15 protein-coding genes and 4 pseudogenes are annotated in these 16,048 nt (G+C 47.0%); 16 read left to right on the forward strand and 3 right to left on the reverse strand.

The window, feature by feature from the left end; genetic code table 11:
• The first annotated feature begins 79 nt into the window (after positions 1-79).
• The 5 genes from JO375_RS05770 to JO375_RS05785 all read left to right on the forward strand — a co-directional run bounded on the left by JO375_RS05770 (position 80) and on the right by JO375_RS05785 (position 4,038).
• Positions 80-925 carry a discoidin domain-containing protein gene (locus JO375_RS05770; RefSeq protein WP_229523553.1) on the forward strand — a complete coding sequence of 282 codons (846 nt, stop codon included), beginning with the start codon at positions 80-82 and terminating at the stop codon, positions 923-925.
• 172 nt (positions 926-1,097) lie between these two features.
• Positions 1,098-1,178, forward strand: coding sequence for a putative holin-like toxin (locus tag JO375_RS24955; RefSeq protein ID WP_007428610.1), 81 nt, complete (start codon positions 1,098-1,100; stop codon positions 1,176-1,178).
• 568 nt (positions 1,179-1,746) lie between these two features.
• Positions 1,747-2,631, forward strand: coding sequence for a glycosyltransferase family 2 protein (locus JO375_RS05775; RefSeq protein WP_229523554.1), 885 nt, complete (start codon positions 1,747-1,749; stop codon positions 2,629-2,631).
• A gap of 417 nt (positions 2,632-3,048) precedes the next feature.
• Positions 3,049-3,309, forward strand: a complete 261-nt coding sequence (locus JO375_RS05780) for a hypothetical protein (protein ID WP_229523555.1) — start codon at positions 3,049-3,051, stop codon at positions 3,307-3,309.
• A 135-nt stretch (positions 3,310-3,444) separates the two neighbouring features.
• Entirely contained in the window at positions 3,445-4,038 is a 594-nt protein-coding gene (locus JO375_RS05785; RefSeq protein ID WP_229523556.1) for a dienelactone hydrolase family protein, read from the forward strand.
• 36 nt (positions 4,039-4,074) lie between these two features.
• Here JO375_RS05785 and JO375_RS05790 read toward each other — a convergent pair.
• Positions 4,075-4,764 (reverse strand): annotated as a pseudogene (locus JO375_RS05790) (ArsR/SmtB family transcription factor).
• Positions 4,765-4,998: 234 nt separating this feature from the next.
• Here JO375_RS05790 and JO375_RS05795 point away from each other — a divergent pair.
• Positions 4,999-6,666, forward strand: a complete 1,668-nt coding sequence (locus JO375_RS05795) for a CoA-disulfide reductase (protein ID WP_229523557.1) — start codon at positions 4,999-5,001, stop codon at positions 6,664-6,666.
• Here the strand turns inward: JO375_RS05795 and JO375_RS05800 are convergent.
• Positions 6,651-7,019 carry a VOC family protein gene (locus JO375_RS05800; protein WP_229523558.1) on the reverse strand — a complete coding sequence of 123 codons (369 nt, stop codon included), beginning with the start codon at positions 7,017-7,019 and terminating at the stop codon, positions 6,651-6,653. The two genes, JO375_RS05795 and JO375_RS05800, sit on opposite strands and share 16 nt — an antisense overlap.
• Positions 7,020-7,160: 141 nt before the next feature.
• Between JO375_RS05800 and JO375_RS05805 the strand changes: the two genes are divergently transcribed.
• From JO375_RS05805 to JO375_RS05845, 10 genes and pseudogenes are all read left to right on the forward strand, one after another.
• The gene (locus JO375_RS05805; RefSeq protein ID WP_229523559.1) at positions 7,161-7,481 is read left to right on the forward strand and encodes a hypothetical protein; all 321 of its coding nucleotides are present in this window, start codon (positions 7,161-7,163) and stop codon (positions 7,479-7,481) included.
• Between the two features lie 268 nt (positions 7,482-7,749).
• Positions 7,750-7,872, forward strand: a complete 123-nt coding sequence (locus JO375_RS24480; RefSeq protein WP_267497667.1) for a hypothetical protein — start codon at positions 7,750-7,752, stop codon at positions 7,870-7,872.
• Between the two features lie 138 nt (positions 7,873-8,010).
• Positions 8,011-8,319 (forward strand): hypothetical protein, encoded by a 309-nt coding sequence (locus JO375_RS05810; protein ID WP_229523560.1) that lies wholly within the window; start codon positions 8,011-8,013, stop codon positions 8,317-8,319.
• A gap of 757 nt (positions 8,320-9,076) precedes the next feature.
• Positions 9,077-10,579: an HD-GYP domain-containing protein gene (locus JO375_RS05815; RefSeq protein WP_229523561.1), complete on the forward strand. Its 1,503-nt coding sequence runs from the start codon at positions 9,077-9,079 to the stop codon at positions 10,577-10,579.
• Between the two features lie 227 nt (positions 10,580-10,806).
• Positions 10,807-11,154, forward strand: a complete 348-nt coding sequence (locus tag JO375_RS05820; protein ID WP_229523562.1) for a hypothetical protein — start codon at positions 10,807-10,809, stop codon at positions 11,152-11,154.
• 80 nt (positions 11,155-11,234) lie between these two features.
• Positions 11,235-11,982, forward strand: a pseudogene (locus tag JO375_RS05825) (NAD(P)H-binding protein).
• A gap of 80 nt (positions 11,983-12,062) precedes the next feature.
• Positions 12,063-12,443 carry a RidA family protein gene (locus JO375_RS05830; RefSeq protein ID WP_229523563.1) on the forward strand — a complete coding sequence of 127 codons (381 nt, stop codon included), beginning with the start codon at positions 12,063-12,065 and terminating at the stop codon, positions 12,441-12,443.
• A gap of 227 nt (positions 12,444-12,670) precedes the next feature.
• Positions 12,671-12,781, forward strand: a pseudogene (locus JO375_RS05835) (bile acid:sodium symporter family protein); the annotation flags it as partial.
• A gap of 251 nt (positions 12,782-13,032) precedes the next feature.
• Positions 13,033-14,157 (forward strand): NADH-dependent flavin oxidoreductase, encoded by a 1,125-nt coding sequence (locus tag JO375_RS05840; protein ID WP_229523564.1) that lies wholly within the window; start codon positions 13,033-13,035, stop codon positions 14,155-14,157.
• A gap of 108 nt (positions 14,158-14,265) precedes the next feature.
• Positions 14,266-14,453 (forward strand): annotated as a pseudogene (locus JO375_RS05845) (GNAT family N-acetyltransferase); the annotation flags it as partial.
• On the opposite strand, the gene JO375_RS05850 reads toward JO375_RS05845, so the two are convergent.
• The gene (locus JO375_RS05850; RefSeq protein WP_229523565.1) at positions 14,419-16,044 is read right to left on the reverse strand and encodes a response regulator transcription factor; all 1,626 of its coding nucleotides are present in this window, start codon (positions 16,042-16,044) and stop codon (positions 14,419-14,421) included. The pseudogene JO375_RS05845 and the gene JO375_RS05850 overlap by 35 nt on opposite strands.
• Between the last annotated feature and the right edge of the window lie 4 nt (positions 16,045-16,048).

Consider the following 16,048-nt stretch of genomic DNA (forward strand, 5'->3'; position numbering starts at 1 on the left):
ATCTGCAAGTTTATGTTTAGACACAATTCCTCAATTAAATTATTCTTAGTTCTATTAAACATATTGGAGGATTACCTTAATGAAAAAAGCATGTATAACAATTTTATTTTTAGTTCTTTTATCTCTTCCCTTATCGAATGCTTTTGCCGCCGAGACGGAGTATTCAGAAAATTTAATTCCAAATATGACAACTCACACTTATCCATCTGGTGTGGCAAGCGCAAGTAATGAATTTTCATACGCATATAGATCTTTTGACGGAGATTTTGCTACTATCGAAAGCGCGTGGGGATCAGATGAAAATACCGCATGGTTAAGATATGACTTCCCTAAACCTGAAGTTATTGAACAATATGTTATATATCCACAGACAACGGCTACTGACCGGGCCCCTAAAGATTGGACTTTCGAAGGCTCAAATGATGGGGTTACTTGGAATGTGCTAGACACTCAGTCAAATATCACTGGATGGGTAGATAGCACTCCCAAAAAATTCACTTTTTCTAATTCTAATTCATACAAGGACTATAGAATTAATATTACAGCAAACAATGGAAGTCAAATTTTGGCTATTAGTGAGTTAGAGATGATGTCTAAAGTATCGAGCTCCACTCCTAATACAGGAGGATCCACTCCTAATCCAGGAGGGTCCACTCCTAATACAGGGACAAATGAACCGGTTCCAAGCGGAAATCGTGCAATTCTGGTAGTTACCATGACAAACGGTTTGGAGAAGGAATTCGACTTAAGCATGAAAGAGGTCAATGATTTTATTGCATGGTACGAAGGCAAGCAGGCCGGGTCTGGATCGGCTTCATACGCCATTAACAAGCATGACAACAATAAAGGCCCATTCAGCAGCCGCAAGGACTACATGCTGTTTGATCGTATCCTGACGTTTGAAGTAAGTGAATACTCTAAATAAATAAAAACTTTGCTAACCTTAATCGGTTGGCAGAGCTTGTTTTTTTATTTTTGAATGGAGCATGTGGCAGATAAACCAAAATAAAAAAGCCCTCATACATAGAGGGCTTGTGGTATAATTTGGATTGTACAACACACCTTGAGTGACGCACCCTCCGAGAGGAGGTGATGCGATGCACATTTCGTTCGGTGAAGTGCTTACTTTCGGGATATTCCTGATTGCTTTGCTCACTTACATTGATAAACGCAAATGACCCGCTCATAGGTTGGCACCAGTGCGGGTCAAATTCCTGTAGCCAAGCAACTTTCAGGAGGGTTTCCCCACTCAAGTTGTTGTGCTGGGGATCGGTAGGCCGCCGATCCTTATTTCTATTCTTATGTTATCATATCCGTTTTATGCAAGCAATGTAGTTTCCTTCTCCTTAAAACGGACAATTGTCACATCGATAAGGTGAATACTCTAAATAAAGCGAAATACGGATATCTATAATAACCTGACGAACCTTGTTTATTGTCGGATAGGCTATAGGAGCCTTATAAAATCCATCAAAGCTCTAATTCAACGCACTCGTAATACGTAGTTCGGAGGTTCAATTGCCCATTACCAGCATCTTTACAAACGCAAGGACGGCGCGGCTTCCAAGATTTTTGGAGGCTGCGCTTTTTTGTTACCGATTAGTCCTGTCCACCAGTAGTCCAAATACATACATTGTAGCGTATCTAATAATATTTGTGGTTATCGTGTGCTAAATGCGTAGAGATTCTTTCTCACTATTACTAAAGTCGATTGTTATAAAATTGCTGACTAGAGGGGGATTTTTTATGCCACGAGCTTCAGTTATAATGCCAGTTTATAATAATGCGGCATTTGTTTTGGAGGCAGTACACAGTATTTTAGTTCAAACCTATTCGGATTTCGAATTAATTCTGATTGATGATGGTTCCACAGATGGATCTGCTTATCTGATTTCACAAATAACAGATCCTAGGGTAGTTAAAATCTTCCATGGTACAAATAGAGGGTTGGTAGCCACGCTAAACGAAGGTTTAAATATGGCAACAGGCGACTACATCGTTCGAATGGATAGCGATGATTTTTCTACGCCAGATCGACTAGCTGTGCAGATATCATTTATGGATCAAAATCCCTGGATTGATCTATGCGGTGCCGCTTATACTACTTCAATAGGAGAAGTGACTAGAGTTAATCCAGTCAGTCATGAAGAAATTAGAACATGGTTGCTTTTTCATTGCTGCATCTGCCATCCTACCATCATAATGCGCAATAGCATGATTCATCGGCTAGGCGTTCAGTATGATAGTAATTATCCCCATGCCGAAGACTATGAGCTGTGGAACCGATTAGCGTCTCAAATACAAATGGCTAACCTCCCTGTAAATTTATTGTACTATCGTCAACATCAAGGACAAGTGTCCAATCAGCACAGGGCAATACAAGACGTTGTCGCCCGGAGAATTCGACAAAGACAGTTCAGCCAGATGGGCTTGGAATTATCGGATGAAGAAAATAAGATCATGGTGGACATTCTTCAGTTTAATGTGAATGCAAATGATTACAATAGTTACGCTAAAGCTTTGGGATTTGCGAATTGGGTGCTGGATCAAAATCGTAAGTATTCGGTTTACAATCAGGAACTATTAAACATGGCTTTTTCACGGTGCATAGCCAGGATTCCATATCAATAACAAAGGTATCAGCAGTAATCCGCACGCATCGGTGATTAAAGATAGTTTGGAAATAGAGTAGATGTAAAGAAGGGCTCTGCCGGGGAACTGGTAAGAGTTCTTTTTAATACCCAATAAAAAATAAATATGAAAATATATGTATTATATTTATAGATCAGTAAGTTTATGTTTAGAGATATGCTGCAACATCAGTTGGACAAGCAACCACCAACTCCAGAAAGTGGATGGCAAACTCCAACTGGAGGGAGCTATTCCGGGGTTACTGAAAAGTATACTCTTAGCTCATCTCTACATTCTATTAAAATTGTCTAAACATCAAATTACATAAATTACAAAATAAGATGTATAATTCAATTTAATATTTTCGATAACACGCAAAATGTTGATGGTAGAAGGAATCCAGCTATTGTTCACCGAATGAAATTAATAGAGGTGATGATCGTTTTGAATCGCACATTTAAAAAATTGAAAACCGATATGGAGCTGTTTGGAGCTGCTTTGGTTCAGGCGCATGTATATGTAGTATCCGTTGATGAGGAACTACGCGTGACATTTGAGGATTATGGGGGAGTCGTAGAGGAGATTAAGCCGGAATCAATTAAGATAGCGGGTAAAATATTTATGCGAGACCCGCTTGAATTTCGAGTAGGTCTAGCAGCAGGGGGAAATGGTGGATGAACCAATAATTCCGCGGATTGATCGTATCTTTGAGCTATTCAATCGGATATCCTCCGAAGTGTTAGCCAAGTATAAGTATCCATATCTAAATCACTTGTTTTCCTATATTCGAACCTGGTTGGAGGTACACACATCATGATAAGCATTGAACAAAAGTCGGAGACTGTAATCGTTGTGCTGCATGAGATTTACGGGATTAACCAGCATATGCAGCATATGTGCCGATTATTATCGGATCAGGGTTATGACGTTATTTGTCCGGATTTACTGGGAAGAGAAGCTCCTTTCGAATACTCGCAAGAGGAAGCCGCCTATCGGAATTTTGTAGAAAATGTAGGCTTTACCCAAGCTGCAAGTCAAACTAAAAGGATGTTATTAGATATTCAAAATCGCTATGAGAAGATATTTGTCCTCGGATTTAGCGTAGGGGCAACGATTGCCTGGTTGTGCAGTGAAGAACAGAAGGTTGATGGAATCGTAGGTTATTATGGCTCACGTATTCGGAATTATCTGGAAGTAAACCCGCAATGTCCAACACTGCTATTTTTCCCGCAGGAGGAGGCATCGTTTGATGTGGATGAGCTAATATCAACTTTAGATAACCGCCCTAATGTCAGGGTATACCAATGTAACGGACAGCATGGATTTAGTGATCCGTACTCCTCGCGATATCAGGTACATTCTGCTCAAACATCATGTAACAAAATGCTGGATTTTTTTCGAGACTAAATGGCGCTTTTATGTGTAAATGAGGTGCGTTTTCATCTAGCTAACGTCTATTGAGAATACTTCTTTAAATCCTCTTACACCCTCTGCTGTAATGCGTACCGCCCGGATTGCGGGGCGACGTTCAATCCAGTTCAATGCCAGCAATCTGTCCAAAAGGGCATTCCCCAAAGCACCGGCAAGGTGGTGACGCCGTTCACTCCAATCCAGGCATTTATGTGAGAAGGAGCGGCGTTGTTGTCTTATTTGCTTAACGTCAATCTGAAAATCTGCAAAGAAAGCCTCTCCTTTCTCGGTGACATGAAGTCGGCCCTCATCCTCGAAAAGAATCCCCTTTTGAATGAAGGAGTCCATAACCTGTACGCCTAAACGACCTGCAAGATGATCGTAGCAAGTCCTTGCTACCCATAGGGCCTCATTCTCGGAGGCATGTTTTAAAGATTTGATTTTAACGGGCGGAGCTATGGACGAAAGAGACTCCATCACTCGGGCGACTTCAGGATTGGATATGCCAAAATAGCGGTGCCGCCCTTGTTTTTCTACAGTAACGACTTGTGCCTCGGTCATTTCAGCTAAATGAAAGCTGGCTGTTTACGGTGTGATGCCCGCCATATAGGCCAACTCGCTTGCGGTATGGAACCTGCCGTCTAATAAAACGGTAAGGATGGCAGCACGGGAAGGCTCGCTGACGAGAGAAGCAATCATGGCTACATTTGATTTGGTGCTCATGGCACAGGGATCCCCCTTTGTAATTCATATTTCTGTAATCCATACTTCGATGAAGGTTGAAATGTTTCTATTTTTCGCCATTATTTCGGTCTGGGTGACCATTTGGGCAAAACCTTCCGCTCGGAAACATGAATTGGCAGGGTGATCGTGGAGAGCCTCCACCTTTTTTATGTTGACACTATACCCCCGTAGGTATATATTATACCCTATAGGGTATATAAGGAGGCGAAGTAAATGGGCAGAAAAATTGTTATTATTGGCGGGGTCGCAGGCGGCGCTTCGGCGGCAGCAAGATTGCGCAGATGGAATGAGGAAGACGAGATTATTTTGTTTGAACGCGGAGAGCATGTTTCTTTTGCGAACTGCGGTCTTCCGTATTATATTGGCGGCACCATTCAGGAGCGCGAGAAGCTGTTTCTCCAGACACCCCAAGGGATTAGAGAACGCTTCAATATAGATGTGCGGGTGCTGAATGAAGTGGTACAAATAGACCGTGGGCATAAGCTCGTTCGTTTCCGCGACGTAATGACAGGAGAAATGAATGAGCAGCCGTATGACATTGTGGTGTTGTCGCCAGGAGCCAAACCCATGGTCCCGGACATTCCCGGCTTATGTGAAGCTGCGAACGTATTTACGTTAAGAAACATTCGTGACACAGATACCATTAAGGCATATATAGATGAAAGACAGCCGCAACATGCCACGGTGATTGGTGGCGGATTTATTGGGCTGGAGATGGCCGACAATTTACGGGAACGAGGCCTTGCGGTGACCCTTGTGGACATGGGACAGCAAGTGCTTAATCCGCTGGACCCTGAAATGGCCCAAATGGTGGAACAGCATATGAAGCTGAACGGGGTGGAGATACGCTTGGAGGAAGGAGTCGCGGCTTTTGAAGCTCAGGGTACACGACTCTACTTAACCTCCGGCGGTATGCTTCAGACGGATATGGTTATTCTGGCGATTGGTGTTGTTCCTGAAAATGAGCTGGCCAAGCAATGCGGATTGGAGCTTGGTATTCGCGGGGCGATTCAGGTTAACGCCCAGCTGCAAACCAGTGATCCGGCCATTTATGCGGTGGGGGATGCCATCCAGGTCAAAGACCGCAATCATGGTTTTGCCACCATGGTACCGCTCGCCTGGGGAGCCAATCGCCAGGGGCATTTGGTGGCAGATCACATTAACGGTCAAGCCATTGCCTATGAGGGTGCGCTCGGAACATCCGTCATCAAGGTGTTTGCATTGACCGCCGCTGCTACAGGAAATAATGAAAAAACATTATCACGGCTGGGTGTTCCCTACCAGGCTGTTCATATCCATCCCGGCTCACATGCCGGCTATTATCCCGGGGCATCACCAATTTCCATCAAGCTATTGTTTAATCCGGACACAGGTATGATATACGGAGCACAGGCTATTGGCGCCGATGGAGCAGATAAAAGGATTGATGTCATTGCGACAGCTATTCGCGGCAAGCTGAACGTCCGTGAGCTGGCTGACCTTGAGCTTGCCTATGCACCTCCATATTCTTCGGCCAAAGATCCTGTGAATATGGCCGGTTATGTGGCTTCCAATATTATGGATGGGCTTGTCCGGACGATACAGTGGCATGAGGTTGACGATTTTCACCGAAATGGCGGTGTGATTATAGATGTCAGGGATAAGGCAGAGCTGCGGGCTGGAGCCATTCCAGGCTCTGTCCATATTCCGTTGCCTGAGCTTAGAGACCGGATGTCGGAAATCCCTCGTGATCGGGAGATCGCTGTTTCTTGCCAGGTCGGTTTACGCGGATATATCGCGGCCAGAATTTTGGCTCAATCCGGTTATTCGGTAAGAAATGTTGATGGCGGCTACAAGACGTATTCGGTCATGGCTGCCGAGCATGCTCATCTCTTGAAATAATTCATGACCCATTCAATCTGATTCAGGTGATCCGTTACTTGGCCGTGCAGCGCACCAAAGAAGGTATCCTGCAGTTCTACGGTGATGGTCCCTTTTTCGGCAAATGCGTGGTAAGCGCGCTTAAGCTCCTCCTCACTCTCACAATCAAGAATGATTTGTACATGCTGTGCTTTCAGCGGTTTACCGTAGGAATCGGAAAAATGGATAAGACTGTTGCCCAAGTGAAGCTCTGCGTGTAAAAACTTGCCTTCCTGCTTGTTCAGCACTTTGATTTCTCCACCTAATACGGATTGATAATAATCAACCGTCTGCTGTACATCGTTTACAATGATATAAGGACTTGCACTTTTCATATGATCGTTCCTTTCAAGTCTTAGATGTAGGGTTCCTGTGCTATTCATTATATACGTTATTTGTTATGTATACCCCTTTTCTCATCAAAAATGGCTTGGTTCACTGTGTGACGTCTGTTACAATAGAAGAGACATTTACGAATGGGTAGAAAAGAGGTTGAACAGGTGGGCATTTGGGAAGCAGTTATCTATTGGGTGATCTTGGTGATCTCCGCGCTGTGCGTGATCGCAGTATCAGGCAACCGTAAGACGGCAAGCACAATTATTCTAGTGCCCGTCGTTTTATTTTGTACCATATTTATGATGCAGGGCTCCATGTTTACTGCCATGAACCACCCGACAATGGGAGGAAATGTCGGTTTGGGCATGGCATTTCTGACAACCTGGGTAGTCAGCGGAATATTGTTTGTCGTAGCGCTTGTGATTGCTTTTATTAGATACAGCAAGAGGAATAAGGCGTAATTCAGCTTTAATCTCAGATAAAGAAAGGTTTTCGGCAGATGCCGGAAGCCTTTTTGTATTCTTTTTTATCGGCGGGATGCCTGCCAAGTTTATCTGCGTCTGGTCTGTCATGTATCATATATGCTATGAACCATATTTGGTCAGCATGCACCGAAATAAGCGCAAGGATATTTAATGTTGCGGATTTGGTAAAAATAGAGTGGAAGGCCAAAAAGAGGTTTACACTGCTAGCTGGAAAGTGTATACATAAAATAAGGAGGCGAATGCTATGAGTGATCGTGCATTTCATTTGTTCTACATTATTTCCCTGACGGTGCTGGCACTAGGAAGCGTTGGCGGAATCGGCTGGTGGCTGCGATCGATCAGCCGCGAGGAGAAGGAGAAAAACTGAATTTGGATGGGCATACAAGCCCAAATGCATCTTCCGGTAGGAAGGTGCATTCTTATGTGTTATAATGGGAACATATGTTCTTTATCATGATGATTCCGGTCCATGTCTGCCGGGAACCTGACAAAGGGAGGAAAGACGATGTTGCCTGATTTGGAACGAAAGCTGCTGCGTATTTTGTATAATTATTTTGCCCAGCATCGCCACATGCCGACGATGACGGAACTCACGATCAAAACGGGCAGGCGTGACACTGAAATTACAGCTGCATTGCGTCATATGGAACAAGAGCGCTATATCACATGGGAAAATAAAACAGGCACCCAGCATGTGATTCTACTGGAAGGGTGGGAGCGTCCTTCGTCCCCAAGGAACACTCCAGTGGACACAGGACACCCCATTATTCCAACAACGCCGCCGGGTAGCACGGAGTATTGGACGGATTATTAGAAGATCTGGATGATGCCAAATCCTGAAGTCTGAAAATTAATGAGTTTTTAAGGTGAATATCATTTAATTTTAAGAAAGAGAAACTATAATGACTGTATTAACCCCTTTTTGATCAAGCTATAGGCCCTCCCGATGTTTCGGCAGGGTCACTTTTTTTTGTTCATAGAAAAATCCCCCGGGGATCATCCGGGGGATGCTGCAGCTGCGTAGAACTGCACGGCCTGCTCAAACTTCATATTTGACGGCATCATATATGTTCAACCCCTGCTGCCTTGCATAATATGGTCAGCATGTTCATAAGGGGCAGTCTGATTCCACTGTTCATTTTCCAAACGACAAAAGCCCTACCTCTCTTTCGTCCTTGCGGCTCCGATGACCGCGCCAGTGTGAATGTGAAAATCTTTTGGCAAAAGCTCAAAATTCTACATTAGGGTTATACATAAAATTTGGAGAAGCTCCATGCGGTGATAAGGAGTGTAGCCTGTTGCGCGGAATCCTATGAGGTTAATACATACTTTAGTAGTATAGCAAGAATGGTTCTGATTTACAAGGGATTTTTGTTTTTTTTTTTTGATTGCAGATTGGAATAAAACCATATACACAACATGTTACACCCAGGCTGGCAATCACGACAACCGCCTATCAGCGGATATACGGTTGTTTTGTTAGGAAAGAAGGTTAACTTTTGACGGTTGGACTCCGATATTGAATAAACAAGATATTTTATAAGCGTACGGATGAAAAGAGGGGTAGCAATTTGCCAATCTATAAGCGCTTTATTCAGCATGTTATCCTGAACTATGTCATAGGTTCGTTTACCGCGGTATTATTGGTAGGTGCGATTTTTCTGTTTTCCACGTTAAATATAGCCCACTATGAATTTCTCGGGCTTGCGAAAATCATCGTAATTTCCAGTGTCATTATGATTGGCTGTGAAGTCGTGGCGTTCCGGATGCATTTGAGACCGGTTCGTCGTTTTTTTTACGGCAAATTAACAACATTCAAGGATGCTGAAGCGGTGTATATACGGATTCACCATCTGCCTAATCTGTCGGTTTTACGTATTATTGGGCCGCATTTGTTGGGGTTTTCCATTCCGGCAGCAGGGATAGCCCTATGGATGATACATACCGGACAGCTTGCGTTTCCTTTTTATTACGTAGGAATCGCTTGTATAGGGGCTTGTCTGGTTGCTTCTATGCACGCACTGGTTGAATTTTTCCTGACGATGAGAGCAATCCGGCCGCTGCTGAAGGAGCTTCAGGAACAAACCCATCAGCATTATGGGCTGAACCTGTCACTCCGGGGACGTGTGCTGCTGTCGTTGCGGCATAAATTTCAGCTGAGCGCGACGCTGATCGGTGCTTTTCCGTTGTTTTTATTTTGTCTGGCGACGCAGATTCGGCTGGAGCGATCAGATGCGGCACATGCCAGTTCCTACTGGCTATGGGCGGGGACGATTTTAATTTTTGGTGTGGCCTTTGCCTATCTGGGTGGAAAGCTGCTGACCCGTGAGATCGAGCAGCCGATCCATCACCTGTTGGAGAAAATGAACGAAGTAAAGGAAGGCCGTCTGAACAGTAATGCCAGCGACTTGTATTCCGACGAATTTGCGGAACTGGTCGAGGGCTTTAACATGATGATCGAGGGCCTCAAGGAGCGGGAAGAAAAAAACAGTCAGCTGCTGGACAGTTATTTTGCTACCTTGGCGGCAGCGCTGGATGCACGGGATACCTATACCGCGGGACATTCCTTGCGTGTGGCCGAATACTCTGTGCTTATTGGGCGAAAGGGCGGCTTGAGCGAGACGGATCTTGACTTGTTGCGTAAAACAGCCTTGCTGCATGATATCGGTAAAATTGGCGTGCCTGATGCTGTATTGCTCAAGGATGGCAAGCTGACGGACGAGGAATTTGACCTGATTAAAATGCACCCTGTCATGGGAGAAAGCATTCTCCGCCGGGTCGAGCCAGCTTATGCCATGGCCCCTTATTTGCCCGGCGTGCGTTCGCACCACGAGCGCTATGACGGCAACGGTTACCCGGATCAGCTCGCCGGGGAAGATATCCCGCTTTTTGGGCGGATTATTGCTGTAGCGGATGCATTTGATGCGATGACATCGGATCGCCCGTACCGGAAAGGGATGAAGGAAGAGAAGGCGGTCACGATCTTGGAAGAAGGAAAAGGAACCCAGTGGGACTCTCATTTTGCTGAAATATTTGTTCAGGAATGGCGCCGGAATAAAGGCATCATAAGCTGACTCTATAGGTATCTCCATGAGAGCGAGCCATTGCGGTTCGCTTTTTTTATACACGGATGCAGCATCTGCTGGCATGTCGAAAGATAGGACTTCATGTTATGATGTACAAGAAAGGCAAAAGCGGGTAGGACCGGCCTGCCTCCAGTTTTTGTGCTATGAGAGTGTGAGTCCATGCAATTTTCAATGATTTTCTAATCAATTTGGGGATGATGATCGCCGTTGCCTATGTGGCGAACGTGATTTATAGATACGTCTTGAGTCACACCTCTACGCGCTTCAAATATATCAGCTCGGTGCTGCTGGTCGTGTTTGCCGGATGGATCAGCTCTTGCTTTGGTTTTAATTTTAGCGAGACGGTCATTTTTAATCTGCGTTTCATCCCGCTGATTATCGCAACGTTGGTGTATCCCCGTTCTTATACGCTTATTATCATTGGGGTTGCGATTGGACTTACGAGCTTTATCTTTATTTCAAAGCTTCAGCAGCATATGATTTTTGAAGCTTTTCAGCAGGCCAATGGAGGGCCAGGGAAGCACCTTTTCACTGTATCTGCCCATGTGTCCATCCGAGAGTAGGGAAGCAGGCGAACAGCCGTATAAATTAACCTGATACGCTGTGCAGGAGCAGGTGTCAAGGTGTACAAAGGAGGTTTATCATGGATCGCAAAGCAGTCGTTGTGGGGGCAACGGGGCTTGTCGGGGATTATGTTGTACAGGAACTGCTGGTGCAAAAGGAATACAGCCAGGTCATGGTTTTGGACAGACGGCCGCTGGAAATCACGCATCCCAAGCTGGAGCAAGTCCTCATCGACTGGGAAACAGCCGCAGAAAGCAGCGTTCGCCTTTAAGGGGGTTCATGATGTTTTTTGCTGTCTCGGGACGACGATGAGAAAGGCTGGCTCCAAGGAGCAGTTCCGTAAGGCTGATCTGGACTACCCGGTTCTGACCGCCCGGCTGGGTAAGAAGGCCGGTGCTGTACAGATGCTCGCTATTTCCGCGATGGGAGCAGACCCAAATTCACGTGTGTTTTACAACCGCACCAAGGGGGGGAGCGGAAGAGGCACTTGCCGCTGTTGGATTGCCTGCGCTGCATTTGTTCCGTCCGCCGCTTATTTTGGGCGCGAGGGGTGAACGGCGTGCTGTCGAAACTGCTGCCGCTGTCGTTATGAAGGCACTGATGGCATGATGACGGGCAAGCTCGCTCCCTACCGTGCTATCCCGGCTCCGGTCCTCGCGAGATCGATGGTCCGAATTGCTCCCGCATAAGCGAGCGGTGTACATATTTATCCGAATGATATCATCCGGGTCATCGGTGCAGAACTGACATCTGGTGAAGATGAAGCTGGCACAGGAATGAGGGCCGGTGCAAAAATGAATGTGTTAAGAGAAGCAGCGATGTATTAATCCACCGCGCAGAATAGTGGCTTTAGGCTACCCATGCTATAATACGGTAAACCCGTATCAGGAAGGAGAAACCAGTAGATATGAAAAAAACAATTGCAACGGAAAAAGCGCCCGGCGCTATTGGCCCTTATAGCCAGGCGGTAGAGGCGGGCGGATTTATTTACGCCTCAGGACAGCTTGGACTGAATCCGGCGACAGGTGAGTTCGGTAAAGACGTACAGGAGCAGGCTCGTCTGTCCCTGAGCAACGTCCAAGCCATTCTGGAAGCGGCAGGCAGCCATATGAACCAGGTTGTGAAGGCGACGGTATTCCTGAAGCATATGAATGACTTTGTCAGTGTCAATGAAGTTTACAGCTCTTTCTTCGAGCAGCCATATCCGGCTCGCAGTGCGGTGGAGGTAGCCCGCCTGCCCAAGGATGCGCTGGTAGAAATTGAAGTGATCGCCTTGAAAGGCGAGTAAGTCCACCAGGTTTGTTTCATGAATAAAAATGTGTACGCCAAACGGGTGCCTCTGCGATAGAGACACCCGTTTACATTTGCCGGGAAAGATAATGTTGAAGAGGCAGTCAAATCAACATGACCGACTAGTCACCATCTTTAAATACGAATATACCCACTTTGCTACCAAATATGTCCTAGCGGGGAAAGCTGCAAAAACCATATTTATGAGAAGGTTTATGTATATTCAGTGCTGTACCGAGTGCGATTTTCAGTGTATGGCACAATATTTCCGGCTCGCTGCTCGCGACCTGGTTTTCTCGCCAAGAGGAGGAAAAGAGCGCAGCCGAAAACCGTTAAATGACTGGCGATGGCTTATGACAGGCGGCTAGAGTTCAGACTTTCCAGACAGTTTAAGAAAGAACCAAAAGGTTAGATTTGACTTTACAGGAGCGGAACATTATACTGTGGTTGTTATAACCACTGTATTTAAGTAAGTGACAGTAGGCAGGCTGATCATTGAAGTAAAGTAATATCGAATTCGAATTCCTATTTGTTTCATATTGTTTGCAGCTCATCTGATCTGACTGAAACTGAAGGAGAGAGAATGAATGAACCCGAAATATAAACCTTTATTTGAAGCTTTTACCCTGCCATCCGGCGTTACATTGAAAAATCGGATTACGATGGCTCCTATGACTAATTTTGCTTCCCATGAAAACGGTGAGGTCAGTGACGAGGAACTGGCTTACTACCGTGAACGCTCTGGCGGGGTAGGCGCAGTTATTACGGCTTGCGTGTATGTGACGCCCGATGGCAAAGGCTTTGTAAACGAGTTTGGTGCGGACAAGGACGAAATGATTCCAAGCCTGCGTCGTCTGGCTGACACGATTCATCAGGAGGGTGCGAAAGCGATCCTGCAAATATACCATGGCGGCCGTCTCTGTCCACCAGATCAAATTCCGGACGGACAACCGATCAGTGCAAGTGCAGTAGCCGAGGAAAAAGAAGGCGCACCTGTGCCGCGTGAAATGACAACTGACGATATCCATCGCGTCATCCGCGCCTATGGCGAAGCGACCCGCCGCGCCATTGAAGCGGGTTATGACGGTGTGGAGCTTCACGGAGCAAACGGTTACCTGGTACAGCAGTTCTTCTCCCCGCACTCCAACCGCCGTACTGATGAATGGGGAGGCAGTCTTGACAAACGTATGGCCTTCCCGCTGGCGATTGTCCATGAGGTGAAAAAAGTGATCGCCGCGCATGCGAAGCAGCCGTTCATCTTCGGCTATCGCTTGTCCCCTGAAGAAGGACACACGCCAGGCATTACGCTGGACGATACGCTGGTACTCGTAGATCGTCTGGCGGATCAAGGGCTGGATTATCTGCACATTTCCGTTAACCACTTCTTCGGCGGTTCGTTCCGTGATCGTAGCGACGAACGGTCACGTACCGTTCTGATCCATGAGAAGGTCGGCCATCGTGTGCCGGCCATGGGAGTCGGCTCCTTGAATACACCGGACGAGGCACTTGCAGCGCTGGAGACGGGGGTACCGCTTGTTTCGCTGGGACGCCCGCTTCTGATGGAGCCGCAATGGGTTCAGAAGGTGCAAGATGGCAGAGAAGATACAATCCGTACGACATTGTCCAGGAAAGCCCAGCAGGAGCTGGTCATTCCGGACTACCTGTGGGGTGCATTAACGACGGTTCCCGGCTGGCTGCCTGTCACGGATTAAATATTCAATAGAGGAGGATACCCTGGGTTGCTGGCATGCACCTGGGGTATTTTTCTTATTCTTTATTCGATGACTAAAAAGCATATCAACAATTATTGAGATCAGACGTCTGAGCTGGAGTTGCACCGTATTCAAGCCGGGGTCATGCCGGGGAATACGCCGTCGATTCGAGGATGGACAAGGCCGGATTTCGCCGCGAAGGGCTGACACTAAAGTATTTGAAGATTAATGGTGACTGGGAAGATCATGTGCTGTATGCGATCACGACTGAAGATGTGCAGCATGGCGTTTCCTGAATTCGCCCGGCGTGACGCCCTCCAGCTTTTTGAATACCTTGCCAAAATATTTTTCATCCTGATATCCGACCATCCCGGCAATATGATGCAGCCGTAGCTTGTCATTCAGCAGCAACAGCTTTGCTTTGTCCATCCTGATCCGGCACAGATAGTCGGACAGGTTAACACCGTATTCCTGCTTGAATTTGCGGGAGATATATTCCCGGCTGAGATAAAAGCGGCTCGCCATATCCTGTAGCGAAATATCCTCGTCGTAGTGAGCTTCCAGATAGCGGGCAATATCGCGGATCGTCGGGTTGTTAGGATTGTGGCTCGGTGTAAGTGCCTGACCGGTTGCCAGCATCCGGTTTTCGATCTGCTTTTTCCATAAAGGCAAAGAAAGCAGGCCGCGATTGTCGATGGGCAGAGCAGGAAAGGCTCCTGCTCCATCAGCCAGTTCTTCGCCTTCGGTATCTCCGGGCCGGTCATTCAGCCAGCGGGCCAGCATCCAGTTCAGCTCCTGGTTCCAGCCGGCCAGCTGCTCCGCCGTTACCGAAGGCAGCTCAGCTATGGCTGCTATCCAGCGGCCTACTGTCGCGGCTACACGACTTGCGCTGCAACTGAACGCGCTAAGCCGTAGTTCCTCTTCCAGCTCGAGTAGCCGGGGGAGACGTACGGGCTGGCGTACAAGGGAGCTATGATGCAGCCAATCTGTGGCCTGAAGCACGTCCCGTTTCCACAAGGCTTGGCGAGCCTCATGGTAGGCTGTAGCTGCCGCCACGGGAAAGGCGCCGAAGGATCCGATCCCGATATGCATATAGCAGCCTAATGCGGTTCTGATGCCTGTGTGAATATCCTGCAAGAGCAGCGGCCAACGGGACGGCTCGCCCCAATACAGCACAATAATTTCATCCATACGCTCCAGATGACGGAATGCAATGCCGATCTGGGAAGCCATGAGAAACTCATTGCAGATGTTAATCAGGGAAAAGCTCAGCAACGGACGCCGGGTTTTGTATTTGTCCAGCATATCGGTATCCAGCTGAGCGATGCTCATCACGGCTGCACTGCACATCTGGATAGCTGCAGGAAGGCGCAGTTCCTCGCGCAAGGGCGTGATGGAGAGAGCGGTATTCGCTGTACCGGACACCAGCTCGGTCAGAAGCTTGTCGGCATAGTGTGGCCTCATCCGGTTTACCTCAATGGCCTGCATTGTCTGCCTGTGCCGGTCTTGTTCTGCTGTTCGCCAGGCTTGAGTGGCTTTAGTCAGAGCCTCGTTAATCTCCACCGGGTCTACAGGCTTGAGAATATAGTCCATACCTCCCCGGCGGATGGCTTGCCGGACCAAATCAAAATCGTCATAGCCGCTTACCACTACGACTCTGGTGGCAGGGGAATGGAGCTGAATCCACTCCATCAGGGCAACTCCATCTTTGCCGGGCATCCGCATATCTGTAAGTACGACAGGTGGGGAAAGGGTAGTGATGACCTCAATCGCCTGATCGCCCGATTCAGCCTCGATTACCTCGGTCACGCCGCAAGCCTCCCAATGTACGAGCATCCGAATGGCATGGCGCACATGCTTTTCATCATCCACAATCAGAACTTTCATGATA

The organism is Paenibacillus farraposensis, assembly GCF_020736845.1.
In the GTDB taxonomy this organism is placed as follows: Bacteria; Bacillota; Bacilli; order Paenibacillales; family Paenibacillaceae; genus Paenibacillus; species Paenibacillus farraposensis.